This window comes from Collinsella sp. AF18-8LB, assembly GCF_003459795.1.
Lineage (GTDB): Bacteria > Actinomycetota > Coriobacteriia > Coriobacteriales > Coriobacteriaceae > Collinsella.
Map to the genome: position 1 here is coordinate 1 of NZ_QRWU01000013.1, position 23,880 is coordinate 23,880.

Genomic DNA, 23,880 nt, shown 5'->3' on the forward strand with positions numbered 1-23,880 from the left:
GCGGTGTTGCTCACGGCCTCGATCTGCTCGACGGGGTTGTTGCCGAGGGCGTTGCCGCCAAGGGCGACGACAATACGATCGGGCTTACCAAGAGGCTTAGACATTGCTGGAATCCTTTCTGTAAAAGGCCTACAACCCATTAATAACCCGCGTCCGTGCAATACGCGAGTTTATTAAGGTTTATATTCTCTTTATCGCTCATTTTATTCATTTTGAAAATACCTAAGCGGCGAACGGTCGTTTTTACCCGCTCAGCGTAAAGAAGCCCAGCTCAGGCATATCTAAGCCATTTACGTGCAACTTTATTTAAATAGAGCAGAGATTAGAGCAGATTATGCAAACTATATCTTTGCTAAACACAAAACGGACAGCGCAATATCTTACTCGCACTATACGCGATTCTATACATAAATGAGACGAGTATGCACCCCTGCAAAAACATGGGGCTTTTCATCCAACAGAAAGGATAGTCGATCGTGCTTCACCCTGCGGTAAGCAACTGAGAACAAGTTGCGCTGTGCCCAAGCGTCCAAAAAAATCTAAACAGGGATATTGCTTCGGCTCTCAAGGCGTGATACTTTAGCCAAGTACAGCACGGGCTGGGGCGGCAGGCATCTGTCGTGAAGTTTGGGTTCGGCGACCCCGTGGCTGTCTTCTCCTTTATCCGCCAGCGAGCCCCTTGAGCGACGGATTGAGGAGGTCCTTACTATGACAAAAATGCTCAAGATTACGCTGAATGGTGAGACGTTTCTCGCCGACATGCTCTGGGACAAAGCGCCCGAAGCATGCAGATTGTTCGAAGCGTCCTGTCCGGTCGAGTCGCGCATCTTCTCGGCAAAGATTTGCGATACCGAGGTGACCTATCCCGTATCGGGCCCCATCGCCAACTACGAGCACATCGAGAATCCCGTCCTTAACGAGCCGGCGGGTGCGGTGAGCTGGTACGGCGGCTGGTCTTCGGTCTGTATCTTCTTTGATGTTTGCGAGCCTTTTGGCACCTGCAACATGTTTGCCCGCATCTGCGAGGCCGACCGCGAGCGCTTTGCCACCGCTTGTCGCAACATTTGGGACAATCAGGGCATGTACATCAAAAACGAAATCGTCGAGATCGAAGCGGAGGCCTAAAGATGATGAATATCGACACCCTGCTTGTACTCGACCTTGCAGAGTACACCACTTCGCTAGAAGCCCTTGCCGACCAAATGACGCTTGAGGAGCCGCGCGATATCGACTATATGCGTCGCCGCAAGCTCGACACTGGCCGCGAGTTCGCAGTATGGAACTTTACCGTCGGCTACTGCATGAACGCTGCCGACGCCCTTTCGCTCCTGCGCGCCCAGGCAGCCGAGAACGTCAACGGCAACACCGCTGACTTGGCCACCCTCAACAACAGCGCCGCGCGCCTGTGCGACTGGTTCTCGGGAGCCTTCGACGTCACCGGCAAGATGGACGACACGACCGCCATCCTCGCCCGCAGCCGCGACCTCTACGCCCAGGTCGAGACCCATGAGCAGTTTGCCGCCCTCACCCGCGCCACCGAGCGCTATCTGGTCCAGCTGCAATTTTGGGTCGATCGCCAGATTCCCTGGCCGGCCATCAGCGACCTGGTCCACGGCTACCGTCTGCGCACCGAAACCGGCGAGACAAGGTAAACCGGACTAGCAGCACCAACCACACCCCATCACGGGGCCCAAAGTAGTAATCAAGAGGCTGGAGACGCAAGCAACAGCGTCCCCAGCCTTTTTGCATGGTACCGCGCCGGTTCGATGGCTTTGAGACCTAAGCGAATCTTCGCTATCTGCCAATTTCTGTATGATTTGGGTCATTTCTAACTGCCAATTTTCGTACTTATAGGGGCAATCCTATCTACCAATTTTTGTCATTTAGGAGTTTTAATGCCACCCAGTAAGATCATTGATGGGCTTTTGAACTGGCAAAACAACTCCAATAAGGCGTTGCTTGTTATCAGCTCCCCCTCTATACCCAGAGAAGCGCGTGGTTTCGCGGCAATGCCGCGAAACAGCAACCGGGACAAAAGGCCCTGCCAACCACGCCCCCCCGTTCAGCCCCACAATCCGAGGACGTAGTCGTAGCAGGATCTGAGGGCTGACCTTCGCGGACATTCCGCAGGACGAAAGAACCCCCGCCGCACGAAGTGCGCAGCGGGGGTTCTTTCATGTCCGAGGACGTCCGCGAAGGTCAGCCCTCAGATCCTGCGGTGAGAGACCTAGGCCTCGTTGTACACCGTCTTGAGCTTCAGCAGGTGCTGGTAGCGATCCATGGCGGCCTGCTCGTTCTCCTTGAAGAGCTCCTCGGCGCGCTCGGGGAAGGAACGCGTCAGCGAAGCGTAACGGGCCTCGTTCATCAGGAACTCCTGATAACCGCCCGCGGGCTCCTTGGAATCGAGCGAGAACTTCTTGCCGGCAGCAGCCTCGGGGTTGAAGCGGAAGAGGTTCCAGTAACCGCACTCGACAGCCTTCTTCATCTCGGCCTGGCAGTTCTGCATGCCGCCCTTCTTGATGGAGTGCATCTCGCAGGGGCTGTAGCCGATGATGAGGGACGGGCCGTCGTAGGCCTCGGCCTCATGGATGGCCTTGAGGGTCTGAGCCGGGTTGGCGCCCATGGCAACCTGTGCCACGTAGACGTAGCCGTAGCTCATGGCGATCTCGGCCAGAGACTTCTTCTTGGTCACCTTACCGGCAGCGGCAAACTGAGCGACCTGGCCCAGGTTCGAGGCCTTGGAGGCCTGACCACCGGTGTTGGAGTAGACCTCGGTATCGAAGACGAAGACGTTGACATTGTGGCCGGAAGCCAGGACGTGGTCCAGGCCACCGAAGCCGATGTCGTAGGCCCAGCCGTCGCCGCCGAAGATCCAGAAGGACTTCTTGGTGAGGTAAGCCTTGTCGGCGAGAATCGCCTTGGAAGCGTCGCAGCCGCACTTCTCGAGCTCGGCAACGTAGGCAGCGGCAGCGGTCTTGGAGGCCTCGGCATCGTTGACGGAGTCGATCCAAGCCTGGCCGGCGGCCTTGAGCTCATCGGACGGACCATCGGCAGCGATGATGTCCTGGGTAGCGGCGATCAGTTTGTGCTGAACGGCCTCATAACCCACGGCCATGCCCAGACCGTGCTCGGCATTGTCCTCGAACAGGGAGTTGTTCCACGCCGGGCCGTGACCGTCCTTGTCCTTGCAGTAAGGAGCGGTGGCAGCGGGGTTGCCCCAAATGGAGGAGCAGCCGGTGGCGTTGGAGATGAACATGCGGTCGCCGGCGACCTGGGTCACCAGACGTGCATAGGCGGTCTCGGCGCAGCCGGCGCAGGAGCCCGAGAACTCCAGGTAGGGCTGCTTAAACTGGCTGCCCTTGACGTTGGCCGCGATGAGCTCCTTCTTCTCGGAGACGTTCTCGACCATGTAGTCCCAAACGGGCTGCTGGTCCATCTCCTGCTCGGTGGGAACCATCTCGAGGGCGCCCTTGGGGCAGACCTTGACGCAGTTGGTGCAGCCCATGCAGTCGAGCGGGGACACGGCCATGGTGAACTTCATGCCCTTGGCCTTGGGTCCCATAGCGTCGAGCGTGCGGGTAGCCTCGGGCGCGGCGGCAGCCTCGTCCTCGGTCATCGCGAACGGACGGATGGTGGCATGCGGGCACACATAGGCGCACTGGTTGCACTGGATGCACTTGGTCTCGTCCCAGTGGGGAACGACCACGGCGACGCCGCGCTTCTCGTATGCGGAGGCGCCCAGCTCAAACTGGCCGTCGGCGCAATCGACAAAGGCGGAAACGGGCAGGCTGTCGCCATCCATGCGATCGATGGGCTCGAGCAGGTTCTTGACCTGCTGAGCGATGGCGGACTTGGTCTCCTCGGAGAGCTCGACGGGAGCGGCATCCTCGGCGGTAGCCCAGTCGGCCGGAACCTCGAACTTACGGAAGGCGGTAGCGCCAGCATCGATGGCCTTATGGTTGGCGTCGACGATGGCCTGGCCCTTCTTCATGTAGGACTTGGTAGCCGCGTCCTTCATGTACTGCAGGGCGTCCTCGGCGGGCAGGACCTTGGCCAGCGCGAAGAAGGCGGACTGGAGCACCGTGTTGGTGCGCTTGCCCATGCCGACCTTGGCCGCCAGGTCGATAGCGTCGATCAGGTAGACGTTGACGTTGTTGTTCGCGATGTAGCGCTTGGCCACGGCGGGCATGTGCTCGGCGAACTCCTCGTCGCTCCACTGGCAGTTGACCAGGAAGGTGCCACCCGGCTTGACGTCGCGGACCATCTTGAAGCCCTTGACGATGTAGCTGGGGTTATGGCAGGCGACAAAGTCGGCCTTGGTCACGTAGTACGGCGAACGGATCGGGGAATCACCAAAGCGCAGGTGCGAGACGGTGACGCCACCGGTCTTCTTGGAGTCGTACTGGAAGTAGGCCTGGACGTACTTGTCGGTGTGGTCGCCGATGATCTTGATCGAGTTCTTGTTGGCGCCGACGGTACCGTCGCCACCCAGACCCCAGAACTTGCACTCGATGGTGCCGGGGGCTGCGGTGTTGGGCGCATCCTCGGCCTCAGGCAGGCTCAGGTTGGTCACGTCGTCGACAATGCCGATGGTGAACTCGCGCTTGGGCTCGTCCTTCTTGAGCTCCTCAAAGACAGCAAATGCGGACGCGGGAGGCGTGTCCTTGCTGCCCAGGCCGTAACGGCCGCCGACGACCTTGATGCCCGTCTTGCCAGCCTCGTAGAGAGCGGAGACGACGTCCTGGTAGAGCGGCTCGCCGATGGAACCCGGCTCCTTGGTGCGGTCCATGACGGCGATCTTCTGGACGGTCTCGGGGAGAACGTCGACGAAGTGCTTGATGGAGAACGGACGGAACAGGCGAACCTTGACCAGGCCAACCTTCTCGCCGTGAGCGTTGAGGTAGTCGATGACTTCCTCGAGCACGTCGCAGAAGGAGCCCATGCACACGACGACGCGGTCAGCATCGGGAGCGCCGTAGTAGTTGAACAGGCCGTAATCGGTGCCGAGCTTCTCGTTGATCTTCTTCATGTAGCCCTCGACGACGGCAGGGAGCTCGTCGTAGACCTTGTTGCAGGCCTCGCGGTTCTGGAAGAAGATATCGCCGTTCTCGTGGCTGCCGCGGGTGTGCGGGTGCTCAGGGTTGAGTGCGTGGTCGCGGAAAGCCTGGACGGCGTCCATGTCGCACATCTCGGCCAGATCCTTGTAGTCCCACATGGCGACCTTCTGGATCTCGTGGCTGGTGCGGAAGCCGTCAAAGAAGTTAAGGAACGGGGTCTTACCCTCGATGGCGGCAAGGTGAGCCACCGGCGAGAGGTCCATGACCTCCTGGACGTTGCCCTCGGCGAGCATGGCGAAACCGGTCTGGCGGCAGGCCATGACGTCGGAGTGATCACCGAAGATGTTCAGGGCGTGCGAAGCGACGCAACGCGCGGAGACGTGGAAAACGCCCGGGAGCTGCTCGCCCGCGATCTTGTACATGTTCGGGATCATCAGGAGCAGGCCCTGAGAAGCCGTGTAGGTGGTGGTCAGAGCACCGGCGCCCAGCGAACCGTGAACGGTACCGGCTGCACCTGCCTCGGACTCCATCTCGACGACCTTGACCGGGGTGCCGAAGATGTTCTTGCGACCCTGGGCCGCCCACTGGTCGACATGGTCGGCCATCGGGCTGGACGGCGTAATGGGATAAATTCCCGCTACCTCGGTGTACGCATACGAAACATATGCGGCCGCCTCGTTGCCGTCCATAGACTTAAACTTACGCGCCATATACCCCTCTCCTCTCATATAGGTATACAGGCCCCGGCGATCGCCGGGATGTTGGCGTGATGGGATTTTCGCTGTTGCTTCCATCATCTGGCAGGCAGACTGAGCAGCAGGTACATGGCGTGGAGAGAAGGCATGCCGAGGCGAGGGGCAGCTGATGCACCCCACAGACTCGACCGCCCGTCTTGCACATGACCGAGCGCCGCAAAGGCCGCATGCCGGATGCTCCCGGGCACGCCCCGGCGATGGGAAGCGCCCGCAACGGAAATCCGCATGCGGGTTTATTGTACCCCGCCGCCAAGCTATATTTCGTCAAATATAGGTGGGCGGTAAAGGTTTGCCTTGGGTGACCGCCAAGGGCCAAAATGGCCCCTCCATCCCCGGGCGACTGGCTCTGGCGCGACAAGGAGTGTCCCCAAGTGCCGGCAGAAAAGGAGCGTCCCTATCTGCCGGCTAGAGGGCACCGAAGAGGATGGCGTAGGTAGTGGATTCGCCGAGCTTGAGCTCGTCGCCGGGATTGAGTTGGGCGGAACGACCGGGCTCGACCTGAATGCAGACACGCGTGGCCCCGTTTACCACCACGGTTCCGTTGGTGGACGACAAGTCCTCGACGTGCCAGATATTTTGAGCATCGCACCAGATATGGGCATGGCGGGCCGAGACATCGTCGCCGACGTCGGTAATATCGCCCTCACCAGTGGCCAGCGCGCCAATCTCAACACCCTGCTCACTCGGCTGAATCCAGCGCGGGGCGCTCACGACAAAACTGTTTTGTATGCGCAGCAAGCCCAAAGGGTGCGCCGGGGCGGGTTCGCGTTCGCCCGCGGTCATCGACATGCCAAGCGAACGCGGCGTGGATGTGCCTCCGCCACAGGTCGCGTGCGCGTAGTCGATGGCATAGTTCACCGAGGACCGCACATCCGCCGAACAACCGACGGCGACAAACAGCACCAGCACGGCCTCGGCGCGCTCGGCGGGCATGAGTTCCGCCGCCTGGGACAGGCGATCGAGCGCGTTGCGATAGAGATTCGTGTCCTGGTGGCACTCTTCGAGCGCGCGTACCATCGGTTCACCTGCAGGACCGCAGACCATATTGATTACAGCCGTGGAGTCCATGGGATTGCGCTGGCGCAGGGCCAGTTGCGACATAATACGCGCAGCCGAGGTACCGTATTCGGCAAAGTAGCGCTGCTGAAGCGTGCCGACCGGCGCGCGAACGATAAAGCGGGAAACCCAAGAGCGATCGGCGGCTCGGCTCTGCGGGCTGCGGCCATCGGCGAGCGGACGGGACGAAAGCACCAAGCCACACAGCTCGATATGGCTCAGATGCGCCGCGCGCTTAAAGATATCAAACATGGCGCCGCATGGGGTGAGCCCAACTTGAGATGCCATGACCTAGGCCTCCTTGGTCGTAGAAATAGAATCGGACGATACTTCGACAGGTCCGCCAAAAGTGCGGGCAGCTGCGGCGCCACCAGCAAGCGGAGTCGCCATCTGGGCTTTTGTGCGTCGCGGTGCCGAAACGGGAAGTTCAAAGGCAAAGCCCATCGCAAGCAAAAACCACGTAAGCGTATAGGTTGCAATCAGAGCGGCAACAAGGCCGCCCATCACGGCGCGTTGAGAAAATACGCTACATGCAGCCACAGCCAATACCGGAACCTCGCAGGCAGAAAGCGCAAGCACACCCTGCAGGAACCCCGAGCGCCGATCGCGCGCAAGTGCCCCCGCGGCAACGCCGGCTATGCCTGGCAGCGCCAACGCCAGTGCGGCAATAATACCCGGTAGCGACCCAGACCACACGAGCGATCCCAAAGTCGCCGTCACGCGAGTGCCCGATGCCAGCAGCGCGGCCGAAACCACGACCACAGCCCAAACCACGCCGCAGACGACCGCCGCGCCGACCATCAGCGCGCGACGAACCGCGCGGCCGGACGCATCCATGGGGCACGGCGTGAGCGGCTCGCCACGGAGCGAACGACCGACATTTTGCGCATAGTGGTCACAAAACGCCGAGAGTGCCGCCTCGACCGCCGCCGGCTCGGGACGATCTTTTTGAGAGCTGGACAGACAGGCCATCACCACGTCGAACAGCTGGGCATCGACAAACGCCAGCGCATCGCGTAGCTCCTCGGAATCCGGCTCAAGCCCCAGTTGCTGGGCCTGCTCGGCCGCGGCGAGCGCCACATCGGGCTCACGACGAAGCAGCTGAGTCAAATCGCAACCGGGCGCATGGGCACCAATGGGATAGTCGGGCCGCGTGTCCATCTTGAGACGGTAGGGGCTGGCGATGTCGCGCGTCTTTTTGCGCGAACCCGAGGCGCCCGAAGTGCTCGGCGCGGCTCCGTATGGCGCGACGCCGGCAATAAGCTCGTAAACCGTGCTTGCCGCGGCATAGACGTCGATCGCCGGCGACATACGCAAAGCGCGCAGGTCGGGAATATCGTCGGTGAGCATCTCGGGCGGGGCATAGGCAACCGTCGCGCGACGCAGCGTGGCATAGCGCTCCGTAAACGACGCCTTGCCGCCGGCACCGGCCACGGCCGACGCAGGCTCAAGCGCCAGCGACGAGCCAAAGTCGATCAGGCACAGGTCAAAGGTGCCCTCGGCAAGCTGCCGGTCAAGCGGTAGACGCGCCGTACGCACCATAATATTAGCGGGCGAGATATCGCGATGGACAAAGCCCTCACCCACCAGGCTCATACGGCAGAGCAGATCGAACAGGTCGCGACCCAAACGCGCCGCCACAAGCGGCGACAGGCGTCCGGCATCGTCCACGGCGAGTCGCGAACGCAAGCGGGCGAGCGTCTCGCCCTCGACCCATTCCATGACAATTGCAGGCACACCGTCGACCTCGCCCCAGCCATAGAGGCGGGGAAAGCCCTTAAGGCCCGAAAGGGCGCGATGGCATTCATATTCCTCGCGAAACGCCGCCTTGAACTTGGCGACCAGCGCCTCGTGAGTTGCATCGTCGTCAAACTCATCGCGCGTCGGCAAGATGAGCTGCTTGAGCGCCACGGCCTCGCCTTGGGCGTTGGCGGCACGCGTCACGCGGCCGATACCGCCACGGCGCATGGTGGCATCGTCGGCAAACAGCATCGTAAAACGACGCAGATAGGCAGGCAGTTCGTCCTGACCGAGCGCAATGGCCGGCTCAAACCCGTCGACACGCGCCAAGCGCAGGCCGACCATGGGATCGCGACCGAGCGATTGTGGTGTGGTGGATGCAAGATCGGTCATCATAGGGCAAGCGCCGCCACGTTATTGTTGAAGTTACCGAGCGCGACGTCATCATCGCCGTAATGGCCGACCCATTGACATAGGTTGGTGTAACAGCCCCACAGATTGGCGTACTGCTGATACCACTTTGACCGGGGCGAGAATGTCTGACGACCGAACTCAGCTCGAATGACAAACATCTCCCCGACCAGGCTGTCGCACGGCCTGGGATCTCCCGTAGAGTTATAGGTCGAGACCACGTCATTGGCACGAGAAACATAGCCGTCGAGCATGTTGTACTTGGTCACAAGCCAACTGTGAATGCTCTCTTCCTCAGCAGCGGAAAGGCCACCGGAGTTTGCATCGTTGTCAGTGTTGCCGCCCGTCGAGCCGCCGTTTCCAGACCCTCCGGCAGAGGAACCCGATCCTGAGCCGCCGCCCGAACTCGACGAATCCGAGCCGGAGCCAGAAGTATCCGAGCTACCGGGCTTTCCGGACTGCTGGGCGTCCTGCTCCTTCTGCTGCTCGACCTTACTCACCGTTGCCGCCACGCTATTGTCGGACAACCGATCGATGATCTTGGTGTTGGTGAGCACGATGGTTTTGCCATTGGCAAGCGTGACTTCGTTGTCTGGGGCCTCGGCGCCGTTCGCGTCGTCGGTGCCAAACACAATATGCGCGACCACACTTGCCCAAGCATATCCAGTCGTGGTGCCCAGGTCACTTTTGACCTCATGCCCCACGCGCGGTTCGCGTGCGGCATGCGCCTGCATCATGGACGGCACGGTCATGCCATAGACAGAAACGCCAGCTATGACCAGCACCAGCGAGCAAGACAGCAGTGCGTACGCCCGCGGCGCCAAGCCCAGTCGGCGTCGCATGCGCACCGCGGCGCCGCGCTTTGTCTGAGTGCCACCGGGCCGCATGCGTTCTCCTCCAACAAAAACACGCCGCTCGGGAGCGGCGCATTCATTCGAATCCATATTTGAGTGTATCAGCGAACCCAAAAGGTTGCGAAACGAATGGGCAAATTAAGGATGCGAATGAAAGCATCCATGCGATAAGCGGATACAAAGCATCTTTGTTGCACAACAAACTTACAGTCGCACGGGGAAATTATGGCTACCCCGTGCGTCGCGAGGATAACATACGGCAGGAGCAGGCTCGCCACCTAAATCGTGCGACGGGCCTCAATGGCGCGCCCAAGCGTAAGCTCGTCGGCATACTCCAGGTCGCCGCCCACGGGAAGGCCGCTTGCCAGACGCGACACCTCGACGCCCAGCGGCTTGATAGTGCGGGCCAGGTAGCTCGCCGTGGTCTCGCCCTCAATATTGGGGTTGGTGGCGATGATGACCTCGTGGATGTCCTCGTGGCCCAAGCGTGCCAGCAGCTCACGAATGTGCAGCTGCTCGGGGCCGATCTTGTCCATGGGACTGATCACGCCGCCCAATACGTGGTAGAGACCATGGTAGCTGCCCGTGCGCTCTATCGCCTGGACATCGCGCGGCTCGCCCACCACGCAAATGCGAGTGGTATCGCGCATCGAATCCTGGCAGATGGAGCACTCGTCGGCCGTGGCGTAGTTAAAGCAGCGGCTGCAAAAGTGAACCTCCTGCTTAACCTCCAGGATGGCCTCGGCCAGGCGACGCGCCTCCTCGGCATCGGCCTCGAGCAGGTAATAGGCGATGCGCTGAGCCGACTTGGGGCCAATGCCCGGCAGGCGGCCCAGCTCATCGAGCAATTTTTGCAGGCTATGGTTGGCACTCATATATATGCGCGTCTTAGAACGGCATGCCCGGGATGTTGAGACCGCCGGTGATGGCGCCCATCTGCTTGTTGGCGAGCTCGTTGACGCCGCGAACGGCCTCGTTGACGGCAGCCATGATCATGTCCTGCAGCATATCGACGTCCTCGGGATCGAGCGCATCGGGATCGATGGTGAGGCTGACGAGTTCCATCTCGCCGTTAACGGTCACCTTGACCATGCCGCCGCCGGCAGAGGCGTCGACGGTCTGGGACTTAAGGTTTTCCTGCGCGGCGGCAAGCTGCTCCTGCATCTTGCGAGCCTGCTTCATCATTTGTTGCATGTTCATACCGGCCATGATGGCTCCTTTACGTGCGGCCGCGCGACAAGCTGCAAGGGCAGCCGGAGCGCGACGGGACTTTCAAACTCAAAAATCGTACCACGGCGCGGGGCAAGCAAGCGGGGCGGACACGCTACCTCAGTCGATATACATGTCCTGGAGTGCAAGCCGCACCCAAAGATTATGCGAAGTTGAATAATTCGCATCTGCATAATATTGAAAGCTAAATCTTGTAGAGCCGGAATCCGACATTTTCTGCGTACCACTAAATGGCTAAATGCCGAACCGCTGCTCGAGGCGGCGCTCATGATGGCAGGGTATAATTTGATTGTCACAGACAGCAATTTGGAGGTGCCCCCATGAATGCCCCCGACGCGCTCCAAAACATCCGCTCAAAACACCCCGTTGCATATGTGGTTCTCTATCTCTTTGTCGGCTGGGCATTACTGGTTGTCATCACCCATGCTATAGCCTTTGGAGCAGAACTGCTGATAGCCAGCTCGGACCAGCCCGTCGTCAAATGGGAAGCGACCGATGAGTGCACCGACGGGACCCGGACCGTTTACTACAACAGCCCGTCCCTTTACCAAGAGCTCAAGGTCAAGATAAAAGATTCCAAGATTGTTGATGCCGAGCCAGGCTCTTTTTTGACAATCGGAGCAGTTGCCAACGACATGCAAGTCGAGTACACAGACAGTCGTGCGACGTATCGTGTCGACCTCAGCACCCTAGGACGACCGTCGCGTACCTGTCTGCTCGAATGCGATATAAGCGGCACCACACTACACATGTCCGAAATACAGATGCGCCCGGGCAAGGGGCTCTCTTCTTGAGCAGTATACCCGCCTGCGCAGCTACTCCACCGGCTTGAAGATGGTGGACTGGCCGAAGACGCTGCGGATGAGGGCTTTGGCCTCGTCCTCGGTCTGCGGGATGCTCGGGGCTGCACCCTGATGGCCGAAGGGGCTGCCGGCGCCGGGGTTGGACTCCCAGGGAGCTGCAGAAGCGTCCTCCTCTTTGGGGGCAGCTGCAGCGGACTTGGGCGCGGACGCCGCACCCGGCACGTCGAACGGGGGCAGATCGTCCCCGCCCGTGTCGGCGGCAAAACCGCCAACCATGGCGTCGTCGTAGGGTACCTGCTCGGATTCCCACGGTGCAGACGGCACGGACGGCTGAGCCTTGGGAGCGGACGCGCGCTCGGGAGCGCGGGGCGCAGGCTCGGTCGGGAGCTTGCCCGTGGCAGGAGCGCCGGCGGGATTGTCCGAGCGCAGCCAGGGGGCCTTGCCCAGGTCGGATGACTTGGGCGCGGGCGAGGCGGGCTTGGGCGCGGGTGTCGGAGCAGCCGGTTTGGCCGTGACGGGTTTAGGCGCCGACGGGGTCGGTGCCGCTACCGGTGCTGCTTTTGGCTGCGTTGCGCTGGCGCTCGAGGATGCAGGGGCCGCCGAGGACACGGGTTGCGGGTCCGCAGATGCCGCAGCCCGTGCAGATGGAGAATGCTCCTCATGTTGAGGAGCCGGCGTGCCACCCCCATCCAGGACATAGTCGACGGTACGACGACCGAAGACCGCGCAGACCGTCGGCAGGACCACCGACTGCGTATCGGCGCGACCGAGCATCTTGATGGCAAAAGTCGAACCCGCGGGGAACGAGACCGTGAGCTTGGAGCCGTCGTCGGCCGTGGCGCGAGCGTTGAGCAAAAGCCCTGCGTAGGAAGCCTGACGCGCCTTGACACGCTCGACAACCTCGGCCCATTTGCGCTGCAGCTCTCCGGCATCCTCGACCGCGGGCGTCTCGGCAGTACCGGCGGCGGCAACCTGGGCGGCATTGTTGGACTGGGGCTTAGGTGCCGGAGCGGTGGCAGGCGCGGGGGCCGCAACGGGCTGAGGCATCGGAGCCGGCGCAGACTGAGGTGCAGGCGCTGCAGGCTTGGAAGCTGACACGGGCGCAGGCTGAGCCGCCGGAGCGGCAGCACCACGGTCCCAAGGCATACCGCCCTGGCGCGCGGACGTACCAGCGGGGGCAGCGGATGCCGCCGGAGCGGCAGCACGGGCGCCCGAAATGAGCGTCGGCTGCTGGGCAGCAGCGGGTACGGATGCTGCAGGCGCGGCGGCCTGAGCAGCAGCCACGCTCGCCGGTACCGCCGCATTGGCAACCATGGCCTCCAAACGTGCCACGCGCTCGGCCAATGCCTCAATCGTTAAATCAGCCTCGGGACGTGCCAGACGCGTGCAGGCGATCTCGAGCACCAGGCGTACGTCGCTCGCGCCCCTCATCTCCAGCGCAGCATCGTCGAGCACCGTCAGCACGCGGGCCAGGCGGTCGGCCGGATGCCCGCCAAAGGCAGCAGCCTCAGCAGCAAGCGTCTCGGCCTGCTCGGAGCCGCCCTCAAACAGCTCGGCACGGGCGCCGGCAACGCATGCCACGTACACGTCGCGCACGTGCGCCACCAGGTCGCGCGTCAGCTCCAGCAGATCGTTGCCTTCCTCGACCTGCGCGCGAATAAGCCCATACAGATCGGCGACATCACGATCGGCAATGGCGCGCGCAAACTCGCCCAGAATCTGGTCCGAAACTTCGCCCAAAAGCGAGCGGGCATCGTCCGCATGCACGGTGCCGTTGCCGAAGACGCTCAGCTGTTCCAGCGTGGAGAGCGCGTCGCGCATGCCGCCCTTGGCGTGGCGCGCCACGATAGCCAGCGCCTCATCGTCGTAATCGAAGCCCTCCCGCTCGCACACGTATGCCAGGCGATGCTCAATATCCTCGTTGCCGATGCGATGGAAATCGAAACGCTGGCAGCGCGAGAGGATGGTCTCCAGAATCTTTTGCGGGTCGGTAGTGCACAGCACAAAGATCACGTGTGCCGGCGGCTCCTCGAGCGTCTTGAGCAGCGCGTTAAACGCCGCCGTCGTGAGCATGTGGACCTCGTCGATGATATAGATCTTGTACTTGCCGCGCACCGGGGCAAAGTTGACGGAGTTGATGATCTCCTCGCGCACGTTGTCCACGCCGGTACGGCTTGCGGCATCGAGCTCGTAGACGTCCGGATGGTTGCCCTCGGCAATGAGCTCGCACTCCTCACAGGTGCCGTCGGGCATGCAGCCGCTTGCACCCTCGGCGCGCGCTGCCTCGGCATTGTGGCACAGCAGTGCCTTGGCCAGAATGCGCGCCATAGTGGTCTTGCCCGTGCCGCGCGGTCCGCAGAACAGGTAGGCGTGGGACAGGCGCCCCTCGGTGATGGCGTGCTCGAGCGTCGAGACGATATGCTGCTGGCCCACCACGGAGTCGAAGGTGAGCGGGCGATACTTTCGGTACAACGATTCCATGGGTGCTCCCCCGGGTATACTGAGTCTTGTTGCCGCGACGGCCATGCGGTCGCACGGCATACTGCATTCATAATAACCCGTACGGCGAGCCCGCCGCGATAGGAGTCCAAAGAGCATGGCAGACGCAGAGAGTAACCTCGTTCCCTCCGAAGCAGCCGACCAGATCGAGGTCGCGCTCGAGAAGCAGGCAGCAGCCGATGACGGCATCCTGTACCTCAACGAGTACCAGTACGAAAACGACCTCGTCACCGACTTCGCCCGTCTGGTCGCCTCGCCCAGGCGTCGCGGCTCGCTGTATGTCGCCGCGGCAATTGCCGCGCTGCTGGGCGTTGGCATGCTGGTGGCCGGCGGCAACTGGATCAAGTTTGGCGTCGTCCTGATCGTGTTCGGCACCTTTTTGGCCTGGTGGAGCAAAAACCTGCACCACACGCTCGCCCGCGACTTTATCGATGCCGTCGAGGCCGACGAGTCCATGGGCGGCCGCTATCGCCGCGTCGCCGCCAACGAAGACGGCCTGATGGTCTGGGGCAAGAGCGGCAAGTCGCAGTTCTTCCCGTTTGAGAAGCTCGACCACGTACTCGACGGCGAGCGCATCTTTGTGGCCATGTTCGCCGACCAGGGCGTGACGATCCCCAAGGACACCTTTGTTCGCGGCGATGCCGAGCAGTTTGGCGCCTTCCTTAAGGCGCGCATCAACAAAAAACTCCGCATCGAGACCAAGAAGAAGAAAATGAAGGCCGAGAAGGCTGCCGCCGAGGCCAAGCAGGGCGACAAGGCCGACAAACCCCAGGGCGACAAGGGCAAGCAGCGCAAGCAGAAGAAGAGCAAGAAGAGGCGCTAGGCTGGCCGACACCGAAGGTGCCTCGTCCCGCGCCCGATTCCGGGTCGGGGCGCCTGAAATCGGGCGCGCGTACTGCCGATGGACCCGTTTTGCCTAACTCTCGAGCTATTTCACTTCAAACCTTAAGAGCCTTCGCTCCGGCAGATCGGTCATCTTCATCGTGTAAGTCCCGGGAAATGCTTTCTCAAAACGGACGGTTTCGTAATCTTCGAAATAGTCGTTGGTGTTTTGCATCATAAATGGGACGAGCAACTCGTTTTCTGCCCCAACCTCCACGGCAAATGCTGGAGACCCGCCTAAAACCGGCATCGCCTGACAAATTAAATCCGTATTGACCACAAAGTCGTAATTTGGAGAAGACTCTGGCACAAGATGCCAAAGGTACGTTTTGATTCCACCGTCTTCGTTATCCCTGTTCCGCACGCGCATTTTAACCGCAATGACGCACTTACAATTAGCGTCCTTCAGGCTCGTCTCAACATTCACGTCTCCGTATTTTGAATAGTCGTCATGAGACCGTCTAAGATATTCCCGTGGCGTCATCAACGCCGCATCATCCACGCAGAATGAATATCCCGAAGTTGGGCTGTCCTTCGAACCAAAGTATGCACCGTCCATCGAAAGCCATTTCCCCGCAGGATAATACTTCTCAGGAATCACCGTTCTATTGGCGTTAACAGCGCTTATCCTTGCACCAACCGCACCAATTACAGCGCAACCGCAGAGCGCGAGCGCGGATCTCCTCGTCAAAAGAGCCGATTCCATCTCACTCACAGCCTTTCCCGCACTTCGGCGATGGCGCCATCGCGCATGCAATAAACCCTATCGGCAAGTTCCGCGAGCACTTCCCCGTCATGGCTAGACAAAAGAACCTCACGGCCCGCTGAAGCTGCCAGCGAGACGACGCGCTTGAGCATTTCAACGCCCGCTTCATCGAGGGCATTCGTTGGCTCATCGAGAACAAGCAGCTTCGGCTTTTCCATAATTGCCGCAGCTATCCCCAGACGTTGTTTCATGCCGAGCGAGTAAGTCCGGAACTTCTTCTTCTCGTCAGCATCAAGCCCCACAAGTCGCAGAGCAGAACGGATATCCTCATCGGCAGCAACACCTTTGATCTTGGCGATGAGCTCCAAGTTGTCATAGCCGGATAGGTAGCCCATAAAAGAAGGCGCTTCGATCAGCATTCCCAGACTTGGCGGAAACGAAATATCCATTCCAAGCCTTTGTCCATCGATAATAATCTCGCCTTTAGTTGGCTTAATTAGTCCACAAACCGCTCGCATGAGCATGGTTTTGCCCGAGCCGTTAATGCCCTGAAGCCCGACAACGGTGCCCGGATTTATCTCGATAGACACATTGCGCAAAACGTCAATTTTACCGATTCGCTTCGATACGTTTTTAACGTTTACAGCCATACCGTGCCCTTCCTTTCTATAAAATCGGCTCGCCAAAACCAAAATCCGCCCATCAATAAACAAGCCGCCATGATCGCAAGTGAGACCAGCGCACTCGAAGCCACCGAGACGCCCCCTTTCACCATTCCGTCCCAGCGCAGAAGCATCAATGCGTTTCCCAACAACGCGCAATGACTTGTATATGCCGAGCAAATCAAATAACTCACGAGCGTCACAAACGCGACCGATGGCCCAAATGCAAATCCAACTGCAAGCTGCATAAAGGCAAGCGATTCAAAAGCAAGAAATAGACCCGCGAAAAACGGCAGTCCATCCGCTTCGCTCGATGTAAGAAAATCCTTGCCTAAGCTTACAAGTTGAAGCGACTCGCTATGTATAACCGTGCTAAAAGAGGCGCCCGTTGCCAAACTCCAAAGCACAACAGAGCAGACCACCACGAGCAGTGAGATTGTCGTTACCACCGTAACCAAAACAAACCGCGACACCCACCACAGCCACCTCGTACGGCACCGGACAAGCGTCTGCAAGCCGAACCCCCGCAATGATTCGACTGAATAATCGAGGGTTGTATAGAGAATGAGCAGGGTGAGAAACAGCCAGCCAAGTGGAGGAACGAACATGGCCCCCGGCCTAAACTCAAACGGAGTCGACCCGGCAAAAACCAGCGCGAAATTATCTGCAAACCCCAATATTTCCGTTTTAGTACCATATATCACGGACAGTCCATACGCATAGACCAAGTTCGCAATCGACATGACCGCCATTGCAATAAAAGCAACAGCATTCCTCTTCAATACGGTTCTCAAATCCGCCGCGAGCAATCGAAACAACATCAAATCACCTCGCGCCTCTCCAACACCTTCGCAAAAAACAGCGAAACAATAAGCAGGGCTACGATCTCTACAATCCCCGCTCGAATGTCGGGCCAGTTATTGAGCGATTCCGATCTAATGCTGTTGAGAATGTTGCAGTTGAATCCAATACACTGCAAGACGCTAAAAATCCAGTCATTAACAAAGTGCCACGCAACCATGAGTAGATACGGAACGATCACAGCCTTGACTCTGCTGCGAAACACAACCGACAGACCGGTCACGGCCATGGATAAAACCCCCAGCGTCACTGCATCGAACAGCGTATAAACCAATACGTAGAGCAAGGGCTGAGTATAAAAAAGAAGAGAAAAATAGCTGTGCAAGTAAAGGCCAACGTATGTCGTTTCATCGACCCGGGGCATATACGCGGGAAACAACATCGATACGATGAGAAAATTAACGGCGAGCGGTACGGCAGTTACAACAAATGCCGAGAGGAATGACGAGATGAGCTTCACGTTGATATAAAGCCTCCTCGACACGCGCGTACATAGTTGGGCGTCGTAACCGTTCAACCGCTCAGCCAGACATGACCAGGATCCCGCCAAGAGAGCGAGCAGCGGCAAGATGTAGAAAAAAATAGTCGCCGATAGTGGCGCATTTGCGCTCACGACTATCCAGTTGCCGAAACTACTCTCGCGCGTTTGTCCAAGATAGTGCTGCGCTTGCAGGCCAAGCCCATAACCGAAAGAGAGTAGATTATTCCGCTCTTGATTCAGGTAACACCACGACTCAACAGCAGCCGCCAACGCGATCAAAACGCCCATGACGAGGGAGGCAGCAAACAGCGGGCAGCGGAACGTCTTGTGCAGCTCGTGCCGCAGGACTCCCTTATTGTTAATCATGAATCCTCCTTCCCGCCCAGGCCCGCTGGCCCGGGCGGGTATCCATTCAAACTACGCCGGCAACTTCGAGAAGCGCCCAACGCAATCAGGACTCCAGACTCCATTAACGGTGCCATAGCCAGACTCAGCCCAAGCCGTCAGACGAGCCGCTGAACGCCCGCTCTCGCGAACCTGGTTGTACATCTCCCACTTTCCATAATGGTTGGAACGATATACGCCCTCGGTGCAATTTGCGCCACCGCTACCGTTTGTGTTGTAAGCTCCATCCACATACAAACGAAGTGGCTTGCCCGAATACCCCAAGATGTTGATATAGAGCGAGGAAGAATTGTCTTTCCGGCGATAGCCCGTCGCGCTTGTCCCGGAACATTGGAAACTAAATCCCGTATCCGCGTTGTTAACACAAGTCGCTATTCCGCTGTCGGCATTCTGCGTAACGCTTGAAACCTGAGAAGTGTCAAACTCCTCCTGAGCAAACGATACGATAGGAGCCCCCAGGGAAAGCCCCGCAATAATCGCAAGGCTCACTCCGATGCGGCCAATGGCGTTCTTTAACTTAATCATGACCTTCTCCAATCAAAAGCGGTTAACAATGCGTCGACGCACGGCAACCTTTGCATGAATGGAGAAAGATGTCTGTAAACACTCGCTATTGAGTTGATAATCCAGGCGTTTACACGTTATCCACCTGCGATAACAATGAAATAAGCTCCGCTTTGTTCTTGATCTTCAACTGGCGATAAGATGCGGATCGCAACGCTTGCACCGTAGATGCAGCATAACCTACGTCCTCCGCAATGGTCTTTGTCGTTGCGCCCTCTGCCGTCATCAGCAAAATTTGCGACTGAACATCAGAAAGGGAGCGCGATGTAAGCAAAGCCAGCTGGCGCACGCGAGCCGTTTCGGTGAACCCATTCGCACGGTACTCCAAGACGGCCCTCTCGTTCTCAACCGAGTGGGCGAGCGCGATGTGCGTGACGAACATGGGCACAGACCAGCAGACGACCACCGTTGCCACGACGACATTGACAGCCGAACTATACCCCAACAGCGACGCAAGGAACAGCGGCTCGAAAACCATCAGATCCTGCGCCATGTTGAGCAAGACGACCCAGACAGGAGCCGTCGCCCCAAAGCAAAGCATCCATACCCCAAGCATTTTGCGCTGCGGACAGCTTCGCAGCACTACATATGTGAGCAGCATCCCCGCCAGCACCACGAACCCATGAATTCGCCCCCTACTGGCCGCATAGATTGAAGCAGCGACACCTATTGACACCAATGGCACGATAGCCCGAGCACGGGCATGCACCTTAAACGGACGCAGCCCAACAGCGAGCGAAGCTGTAGACGCCACGCCGCAAAACAGGACCGGCACAGCCATCAACGGAACGCGTATGCACCTCCATGTCGAGATATAGATAAAAGACCATTCCGCAGCAGACAGTATCGCCCACATGCACGGACCTCCGAGCTCAATCGCCTCACCTGCTCTATCCAGCGCAGCTTCACGATTCGGTTTTCCACCCGCGTAGCGTAGCGACAGAAGCAGTCCGAGACCCAATGCATAGCTTGAGAGAGAAAAAGCGACAGCCCACGAAACACCGGATCCCCAATCGCTATCCGCCATTACCAACGGTCCAGCCGCAAGGAGGATAAAAAATAATGTGAGCAGGTATCGAAACAGCCGGCGCGTTCGAGCTGATGCCAACATATCGTCAGCATGCCGCTGCGGCAGCTCAGGCCCTACAGTATCACCCTCACCCGCAAACAACGCCACGAGCTCGCGTGAGCCCGCAACTGACGCCTTCCCGTATGCTCGGTGAAGCGTTGTTCGCACCGTCGATGGCTTCGTATCCGTCTCCTTGGCAATTTCCGCCGGCGTTTTCCCTTTGAGCAGCAGTCGAACAAACTGCTCTTCTCTAGGCGACAGGGCAGGGGAAAACGCCTCCGCATCGAATGGGTCAGACGCGTGGGCGATATCCGAATTGTTGTCCCGTTTTCTCCTTAGTAACATGCATACGAAAGCAGCGGCGATAGCAGACCCCATCGCAAGCAATGCAATGATCGCGGCATCGCTTGCGAAGTATGCCGCCTCAACAGCCGGAACAAGGCCAATAGGGAGTGCCACGAGCACAGAACGGGCAAACACGTCGCTCTGCCCCCGACCAAAGGCGCGGGAGCAGCGAAACAGCGGGGCCACAGCCAATGCGAGATAGACCAACGGAATTAAAAGCGCAAGGCCAATTGATGCGGCCGAAACAGAGGGTATCCCCCATGGCTCGGGGACAATTCTCCATGAAACTCGACAGCAAAACAGCAGGCAAGACAGGACGGCTATTGTTTCTGTAAAAATCGCGTTCTGCAGGCGACGATTCTCTCTTTCGTCGGTCGGCGTCGCCCCCTGCGTCAAAGGAGAGCCCGCCGTGTCCCAAATAACATATGAGAGGAGCAACGCCCCAGCAAAGCACGAGACGCACGAAACGCCATGCAACAGCCAGATCGGTGCAAACACGAATGGAATAGAATCTCCGCGAGCATAGAAGGCCAAGTCAACCCACTCGGGAACCATTGCAATAACACCAAGGAAAACACCGATAGCACCGAGATGCCTCGGCCGTCTCATTCCCCCCTTGCATAGCGCAGCACCATGAACAAACGCCGCGAGGCATGCGCCCAGGATAACGAGCCAGGTCATTGCACCTGACGCCAGGCCGATTGAAGATGAAAACCGGTGATAAGGGGTGACCGCCATTACGACAAGCGCAATGGCGCAGGCAGATGTAGCAGAACGGCGGGAAAAAAGCATATGGCCTCCATATCGTGTCATTATATCGCTCGAGCCGCTCGTTTATCTCTGTTCCCACACCAGCCAGCATCAACGATTCAGGCGAACTCCAATCCGAGCCAGATCACGGTCCAGCTTTTGTCCGCAGTCCCCGCTCCAAAATGGGATGCGGTTTCCTTTTAAGCGCCGGTTCGGAAAGTCCGTCCCGTTCCAGGCCATTATTCTGGGATGCAGCTTCCGCAAGCTGCCCCCTTTGGAAAGCGCATCCCATTATTTGGTTGAAAACCGGTCCCCCACTTTCCGAACGAGCCGAAACGACCCGAACCGATCGGGCCACCTCATCCCCGTTTCCTCGCCATCTGCCCGAGCGTGCTACACTAGCAGCATCTATGCCACCGCGAACGGCTTGGCCCCGCGCCCGCCGCTCGCAAACGAACTTTAAACGCACGAGGGTTGGCCATGCCGCTTTTCTCGCAACATACCGCCCGGTTCTCGCCGGACGTTCCTTTGGAGGGCACCAGCTCTCGCGAGCTGCTCAAGCGGTACCAGCCGCTCGAGACGCTTGCGACCGGCGGTTTTGGCTCCATCGAGATCTGCCGCGACACGCACCTGCGCCGCCGCGTCGCCATTAAGCGCATCCCCCTTATCAACGGTTCCGGCATGCCCGCCAGCGACATCATGGATGTCCTGCGCGAGGCGCACACTGCCGCTATGCTTCAACATCCCAATATCGTGCAGGTTATCGACTTTACGCACGACACCGCCTATGCCTACCTGGTTATGGAATATGTCGATGGCATGTCGCTAGCCGAGTTTTTGCATCGCGTGGACGGCCACTCACTTACCTTCGACGAGGCCGCGGCCATTGCCGATGCCCTGGGCCAGGCGCTCACCTTCGCCCATAGTAATGGCGTACTCCACCTGGACATTAAGCCCGCCAACGTGCTCATCGACCACTCGGGCAATGTAAAGCTCACCGACTTTGGCATGGCGCGGCTGTCGTCCGCCGGTGGCTTTGGCGGCTCGCGCGGCGGCACCATCGGCTACATGCCGCCCGAGCAGCTCGATATCGAGACCGGCACGGTCGACGAACGCGCTGATGTCTTTGCCCTTGCCTGCGTTATCTATGAGGGCTTGTGCGGCAGCGCTCCCTTTATGGCGGCCACGCCCGCCGACTCGCTCGACCGTATCATCGGCGGCGCCACCTATCCCAGCGAGCTGATACCACACTTCCCCCCGGGAGCCGAGAGCGCGCTCATGAGCGCGCTCTCCCCCATGCCGCAGGACCGCCCCAGCAGCATCGAGGCATTTTGCGACCAGCTCCTTGCCGGTCTGGGCAGCGTACGCGAGGGCCGTCGCAGCTTGGAGCAAATGGTTGGCGAGCTTTCGGATGACGAGCAGGAGCTCGACGATATCGAGCCGTCGTACTACGAGGACGACGCCATCGAGGTCGACCCCGCACTCGGCTGGGCGGGCACGCGCTGGAGCCATGCGCGCGACTACACCATGCGCGCTATCTCGGCGCTAGCGTGCGGCACCTTTAGCTTTTTGCTGATGCAAACGGCTGGGGTCGCGGCGCTTCCCGGCCTGGTCATTGCGGCTATCGCGATCGGAGCGGCGGCCGGCCTGGCCCCCCAGATTGGCTCGGCCATCTCGGCCGTGGGCTTTTTGGTGCTCATGGCAAACGCCACCATGCAGGCGCAGGGCATCCTGTCGATGTTGCCCGTCGCGGTGATCTTTGCCGCCGCCATGTCCGGTTGGTGGATCGCCTGGGGTCGCACCGAGGCTGCCGCGAGCGCCGCACTCACCTGTGCACTCGCGCTTGGCTGTCTGACCGGCAATACCTTCCTGGCAGCTGGGGTCACCGCCGGCGTCGCGTCATTTTGGCTCGGCCCGGCAAGCGCCGCCGCGGCAACGGGCATGGGCGCACTTTTTGCCCGTCTGGCCACGGTCGCGCTTTCAGCCGGAGGCGTGCTGGGGCTCGGTAACGTTGCCGCAGCGCTGGGAGACCCGCTCCTTTGGGCTGCCTTTGTGCTGGTCGCGGCAACTGCCGCGGCGTCATCTGCGCTGCTCAATGTCCATGCCAAGCGTGCCAATCAGGGCTCAAACCTTGCCGCAATCGCCGCCATCGCTGTCACCGGCATCGGCTGCGCAGCGGCGTCCTGTCTTGCACACCATATGGAAATTGCCAGCCTTGCAGCCGCGGTCATCGCCAAGGCGGCGGTTGCGGGAATCCTATCCTCTATAATCGTTGGGATATGCCTATATTTGCTCGGATACCAAAGAACCTATACGGAGAGTGATCTTTCGTGAACTTCCTGAACATCTTCGAGGACCACGTGGCCGGCATCTTCGGTGCCACCCGTGCCCCGTTCTCCTTTAAGAAGCTTGCCAAGCAGGCCGCTCGCGACATGGAGGATCAGACTCTGGTGATCAACGGCGTCAACACGGCGCCGGCACTCTATACCATCCTTATCGCCGCCGACGACGATCCCATGCTCGCCCCGTTCTACCCCGAGCTTTCGCGCGAGGTCCGCGAGTTCGTGAAGGCGCAGGCCGAAAAGCGCCGCTATGTCTTTGTCGGCGAGCCCCTCGTGCGCTTTATGATCGATCCGCAGCTGCGCGCCGGCAAGTTCTCGGTCTTTGCCGAGAACGTCGATGCCCCCACGCTCGGCCGCCTGTACGAAGAAGAGCGCGCCTATCAAAACGGCCTGGGCCAGAACAACTCC

At 59.6% G+C, this 23,880-nt stretch carries 19 protein-coding genes and 1 pseudogene; 6 read left to right on the top strand and 14 right to left on the bottom strand.

The genetic code is table 11. From position 1 onward, the window contains the following. Nucleotides 1-104, bottom strand: a pseudogene (locus DWX25_RS08885) (carbamate kinase); the annotation flags it as partial. Between the two features lie 604 nt (nucleotides 105-708). Here DWX25_RS08885 and DWX25_RS08890 point away from each other — a divergent pair. Both DWX25_RS08890 and DWX25_RS08895 read left to right on the top strand, forming a co-directional pair. Next, a complete protein-coding gene (locus tag DWX25_RS08890) occupies nucleotides 709-1,125 on the top strand; it encodes a DUF3830 family protein (RefSeq protein WP_117798917.1) in 417 nt (138 codons plus the stop codon). 2 nt (nucleotides 1,126-1,127) lie between these two features. Continuing rightward, nucleotides 1,128-1,652 carry a hypothetical protein gene (locus DWX25_RS08895; protein ID WP_117798916.1) on the top strand — a complete coding sequence of 175 codons (525 nt, stop codon included), beginning with the start codon at nucleotides 1,128-1,130 and terminating at the stop codon, nucleotides 1,650-1,652. 575 nt (nucleotides 1,653-2,227) lie between these two features. On the opposite strand, the gene nifJ is transcribed toward DWX25_RS08895, so the two are convergent. From nifJ to DWX25_RS08925, 6 genes are all read right to left on the bottom strand, one after another. Continuing rightward, nucleotides 2,228-5,767: a pyruvate:ferredoxin (flavodoxin) oxidoreductase gene (gene nifJ, locus DWX25_RS08900; protein WP_117655974.1), complete on the bottom strand. Its 3,540-nt coding sequence runs from the start codon at nucleotides 5,765-5,767 to the stop codon at nucleotides 2,228-2,230. A gap of 450 nt (nucleotides 5,768-6,217) precedes the next feature. Then, nucleotides 6,218-7,156, bottom strand: a complete 939-nt coding sequence (locus tag DWX25_RS08905; RefSeq protein ID WP_117793959.1) for an FHA domain-containing protein — start codon at nucleotides 7,154-7,156, stop codon at nucleotides 6,218-6,220. Between the two features lie 3 nt (nucleotides 7,157-7,159). Beyond that, on the bottom strand, nucleotides 7,160-9,004 hold the full coding sequence (locus DWX25_RS08910; RefSeq protein ID WP_117798915.1) for a hypothetical protein: 1,845 nt from the start codon (nucleotides 9,002-9,004) through the stop codon (nucleotides 7,160-7,162). Then, a complete protein-coding gene (locus DWX25_RS08915) occupies nucleotides 9,001-9,906 on the bottom strand; it encodes a hypothetical protein (RefSeq protein ID WP_117798914.1) in 906 nt (301 codons plus the stop codon). Before DWX25_RS08915 ends, DWX25_RS08910 begins: the two co-directional genes overlap by 4 nt. A 245-nt stretch (nucleotides 9,907-10,151) precedes the next feature. Next, on the bottom strand, nucleotides 10,152-10,748 hold the full coding sequence (gene recR / locus DWX25_RS08920; RefSeq protein WP_089573257.1) for a recombination mediator RecR: 597 nt from the start codon (nucleotides 10,746-10,748) through the stop codon (nucleotides 10,152-10,154). Between the two features lie 13 nt (nucleotides 10,749-10,761). Next, a complete protein-coding gene (locus DWX25_RS08925; RefSeq protein WP_117798913.1) occupies nucleotides 10,762-11,082 on the bottom strand; it encodes a YbaB/EbfC family nucleoid-associated protein in 321 nt (106 codons plus the stop codon). Nucleotides 11,083-11,423: 341 nt separating this feature from the next. Between DWX25_RS08925 and DWX25_RS08930 the strand changes: the two genes are divergently transcribed. Continuing rightward, entirely contained in the window at nucleotides 11,424-11,897 is a 474-nt protein-coding gene (locus DWX25_RS08930) for a hypothetical protein (protein WP_117763380.1), read from the top strand. A gap of 21 nt (nucleotides 11,898-11,918) precedes the next feature. Here DWX25_RS08930 and dnaX read toward each other — a convergent pair whose 3' ends face one another. Then, nucleotides 11,919-14,387 (bottom strand): DNA polymerase III subunit gamma/tau, encoded by a 2,469-nt coding sequence (gene dnaX / locus DWX25_RS08935; protein WP_158557568.1) that lies wholly within the window; start codon nucleotides 14,385-14,387, stop codon nucleotides 11,919-11,921. Nucleotides 14,388-14,502: 115 nt separating this feature from the next. Between dnaX and DWX25_RS09475 the strand changes: the two genes are divergently transcribed. Beyond that, the gene (locus DWX25_RS09475) at nucleotides 14,503-15,228 is read left to right on the top strand and encodes a hypothetical protein (RefSeq protein WP_158557567.1); all 726 of its coding nucleotides are present in this window, start codon (nucleotides 14,503-14,505) and stop codon (nucleotides 15,226-15,228) included. A 105-nt stretch (nucleotides 15,229-15,333) separates the two neighbouring features. Here the strand turns inward: DWX25_RS09475 and DWX25_RS08945 are convergent, their stop codons facing one another. The 6 genes from DWX25_RS08945 to DWX25_RS08970 form a co-directional block, all read right to left on the bottom strand. After that, nucleotides 15,334-16,002, bottom strand: a complete 669-nt coding sequence (locus DWX25_RS08945) for a DUF5028 domain-containing protein (RefSeq protein WP_147335815.1) — start codon at nucleotides 16,000-16,002, stop codon at nucleotides 15,334-15,336. Then, nucleotides 15,999-16,643, bottom strand: coding sequence for an ABC transporter ATP-binding protein (locus DWX25_RS08950; protein WP_117742889.1), 645 nt, complete (start codon nucleotides 16,641-16,643; stop codon nucleotides 15,999-16,001). The genes DWX25_RS08945 and DWX25_RS08950 overlap by 4 nt, the downstream gene beginning before the upstream one ends. Beyond that, nucleotides 16,634-17,476 carry a hypothetical protein gene (locus tag DWX25_RS08955; protein WP_117742890.1) on the bottom strand — a complete coding sequence of 281 codons (843 nt, stop codon included), beginning with the start codon at nucleotides 17,474-17,476 and terminating at the stop codon, nucleotides 16,634-16,636. The genes DWX25_RS08950 and DWX25_RS08955 overlap by 10 nt, the downstream gene beginning before the upstream one ends. Further along, the gene (locus tag DWX25_RS08960) at nucleotides 17,476-18,363 is read right to left on the bottom strand and encodes an ABC transporter permease subunit (protein WP_117742891.1); all 888 of its coding nucleotides are present in this window, start codon (nucleotides 18,361-18,363) and stop codon (nucleotides 17,476-17,478) included. Before DWX25_RS08960 ends, DWX25_RS08955 begins: the two co-directional genes overlap by 1 nt. A gap of 51 nt (nucleotides 18,364-18,414) precedes the next feature. Then, complete coding sequence (locus DWX25_RS08965) at nucleotides 18,415-18,927, bottom strand: hypothetical protein (RefSeq protein ID WP_117742892.1); 513 nt, start codon at nucleotides 18,925-18,927, stop codon at nucleotides 18,415-18,417. A 109-nt stretch (nucleotides 18,928-19,036) separates the two neighbouring features. Beyond that, nucleotides 19,037-21,172, bottom strand: a complete 2,136-nt coding sequence (locus tag DWX25_RS08970) for a LuxR C-terminal-related transcriptional regulator (protein WP_158557566.1) — start codon at nucleotides 21,170-21,172, stop codon at nucleotides 19,037-19,039. 438 nt (nucleotides 21,173-21,610) lie between these two features. Between DWX25_RS08970 and DWX25_RS08975 the strand changes: the two genes are divergently transcribed. Together DWX25_RS08975 and DWX25_RS08980 are read left to right on the top strand one after the other, a co-directional pair. Beyond that, nucleotides 21,611-23,464: a serine/threonine-protein kinase gene (locus DWX25_RS08975; RefSeq protein WP_117798909.1), complete on the top strand. Its 1,854-nt coding sequence runs from the start codon at nucleotides 21,611-21,613 to the stop codon at nucleotides 23,462-23,464. Then, nucleotides 23,461-23,880, top strand: a 420-nt coding sequence (locus DWX25_RS08980) for an FhaA domain-containing protein (protein ID WP_117746479.1), incomplete at its 3' end; no start/stop codon positions are given. The genes DWX25_RS08975 and DWX25_RS08980, both read left to right, overlap by 4 nt.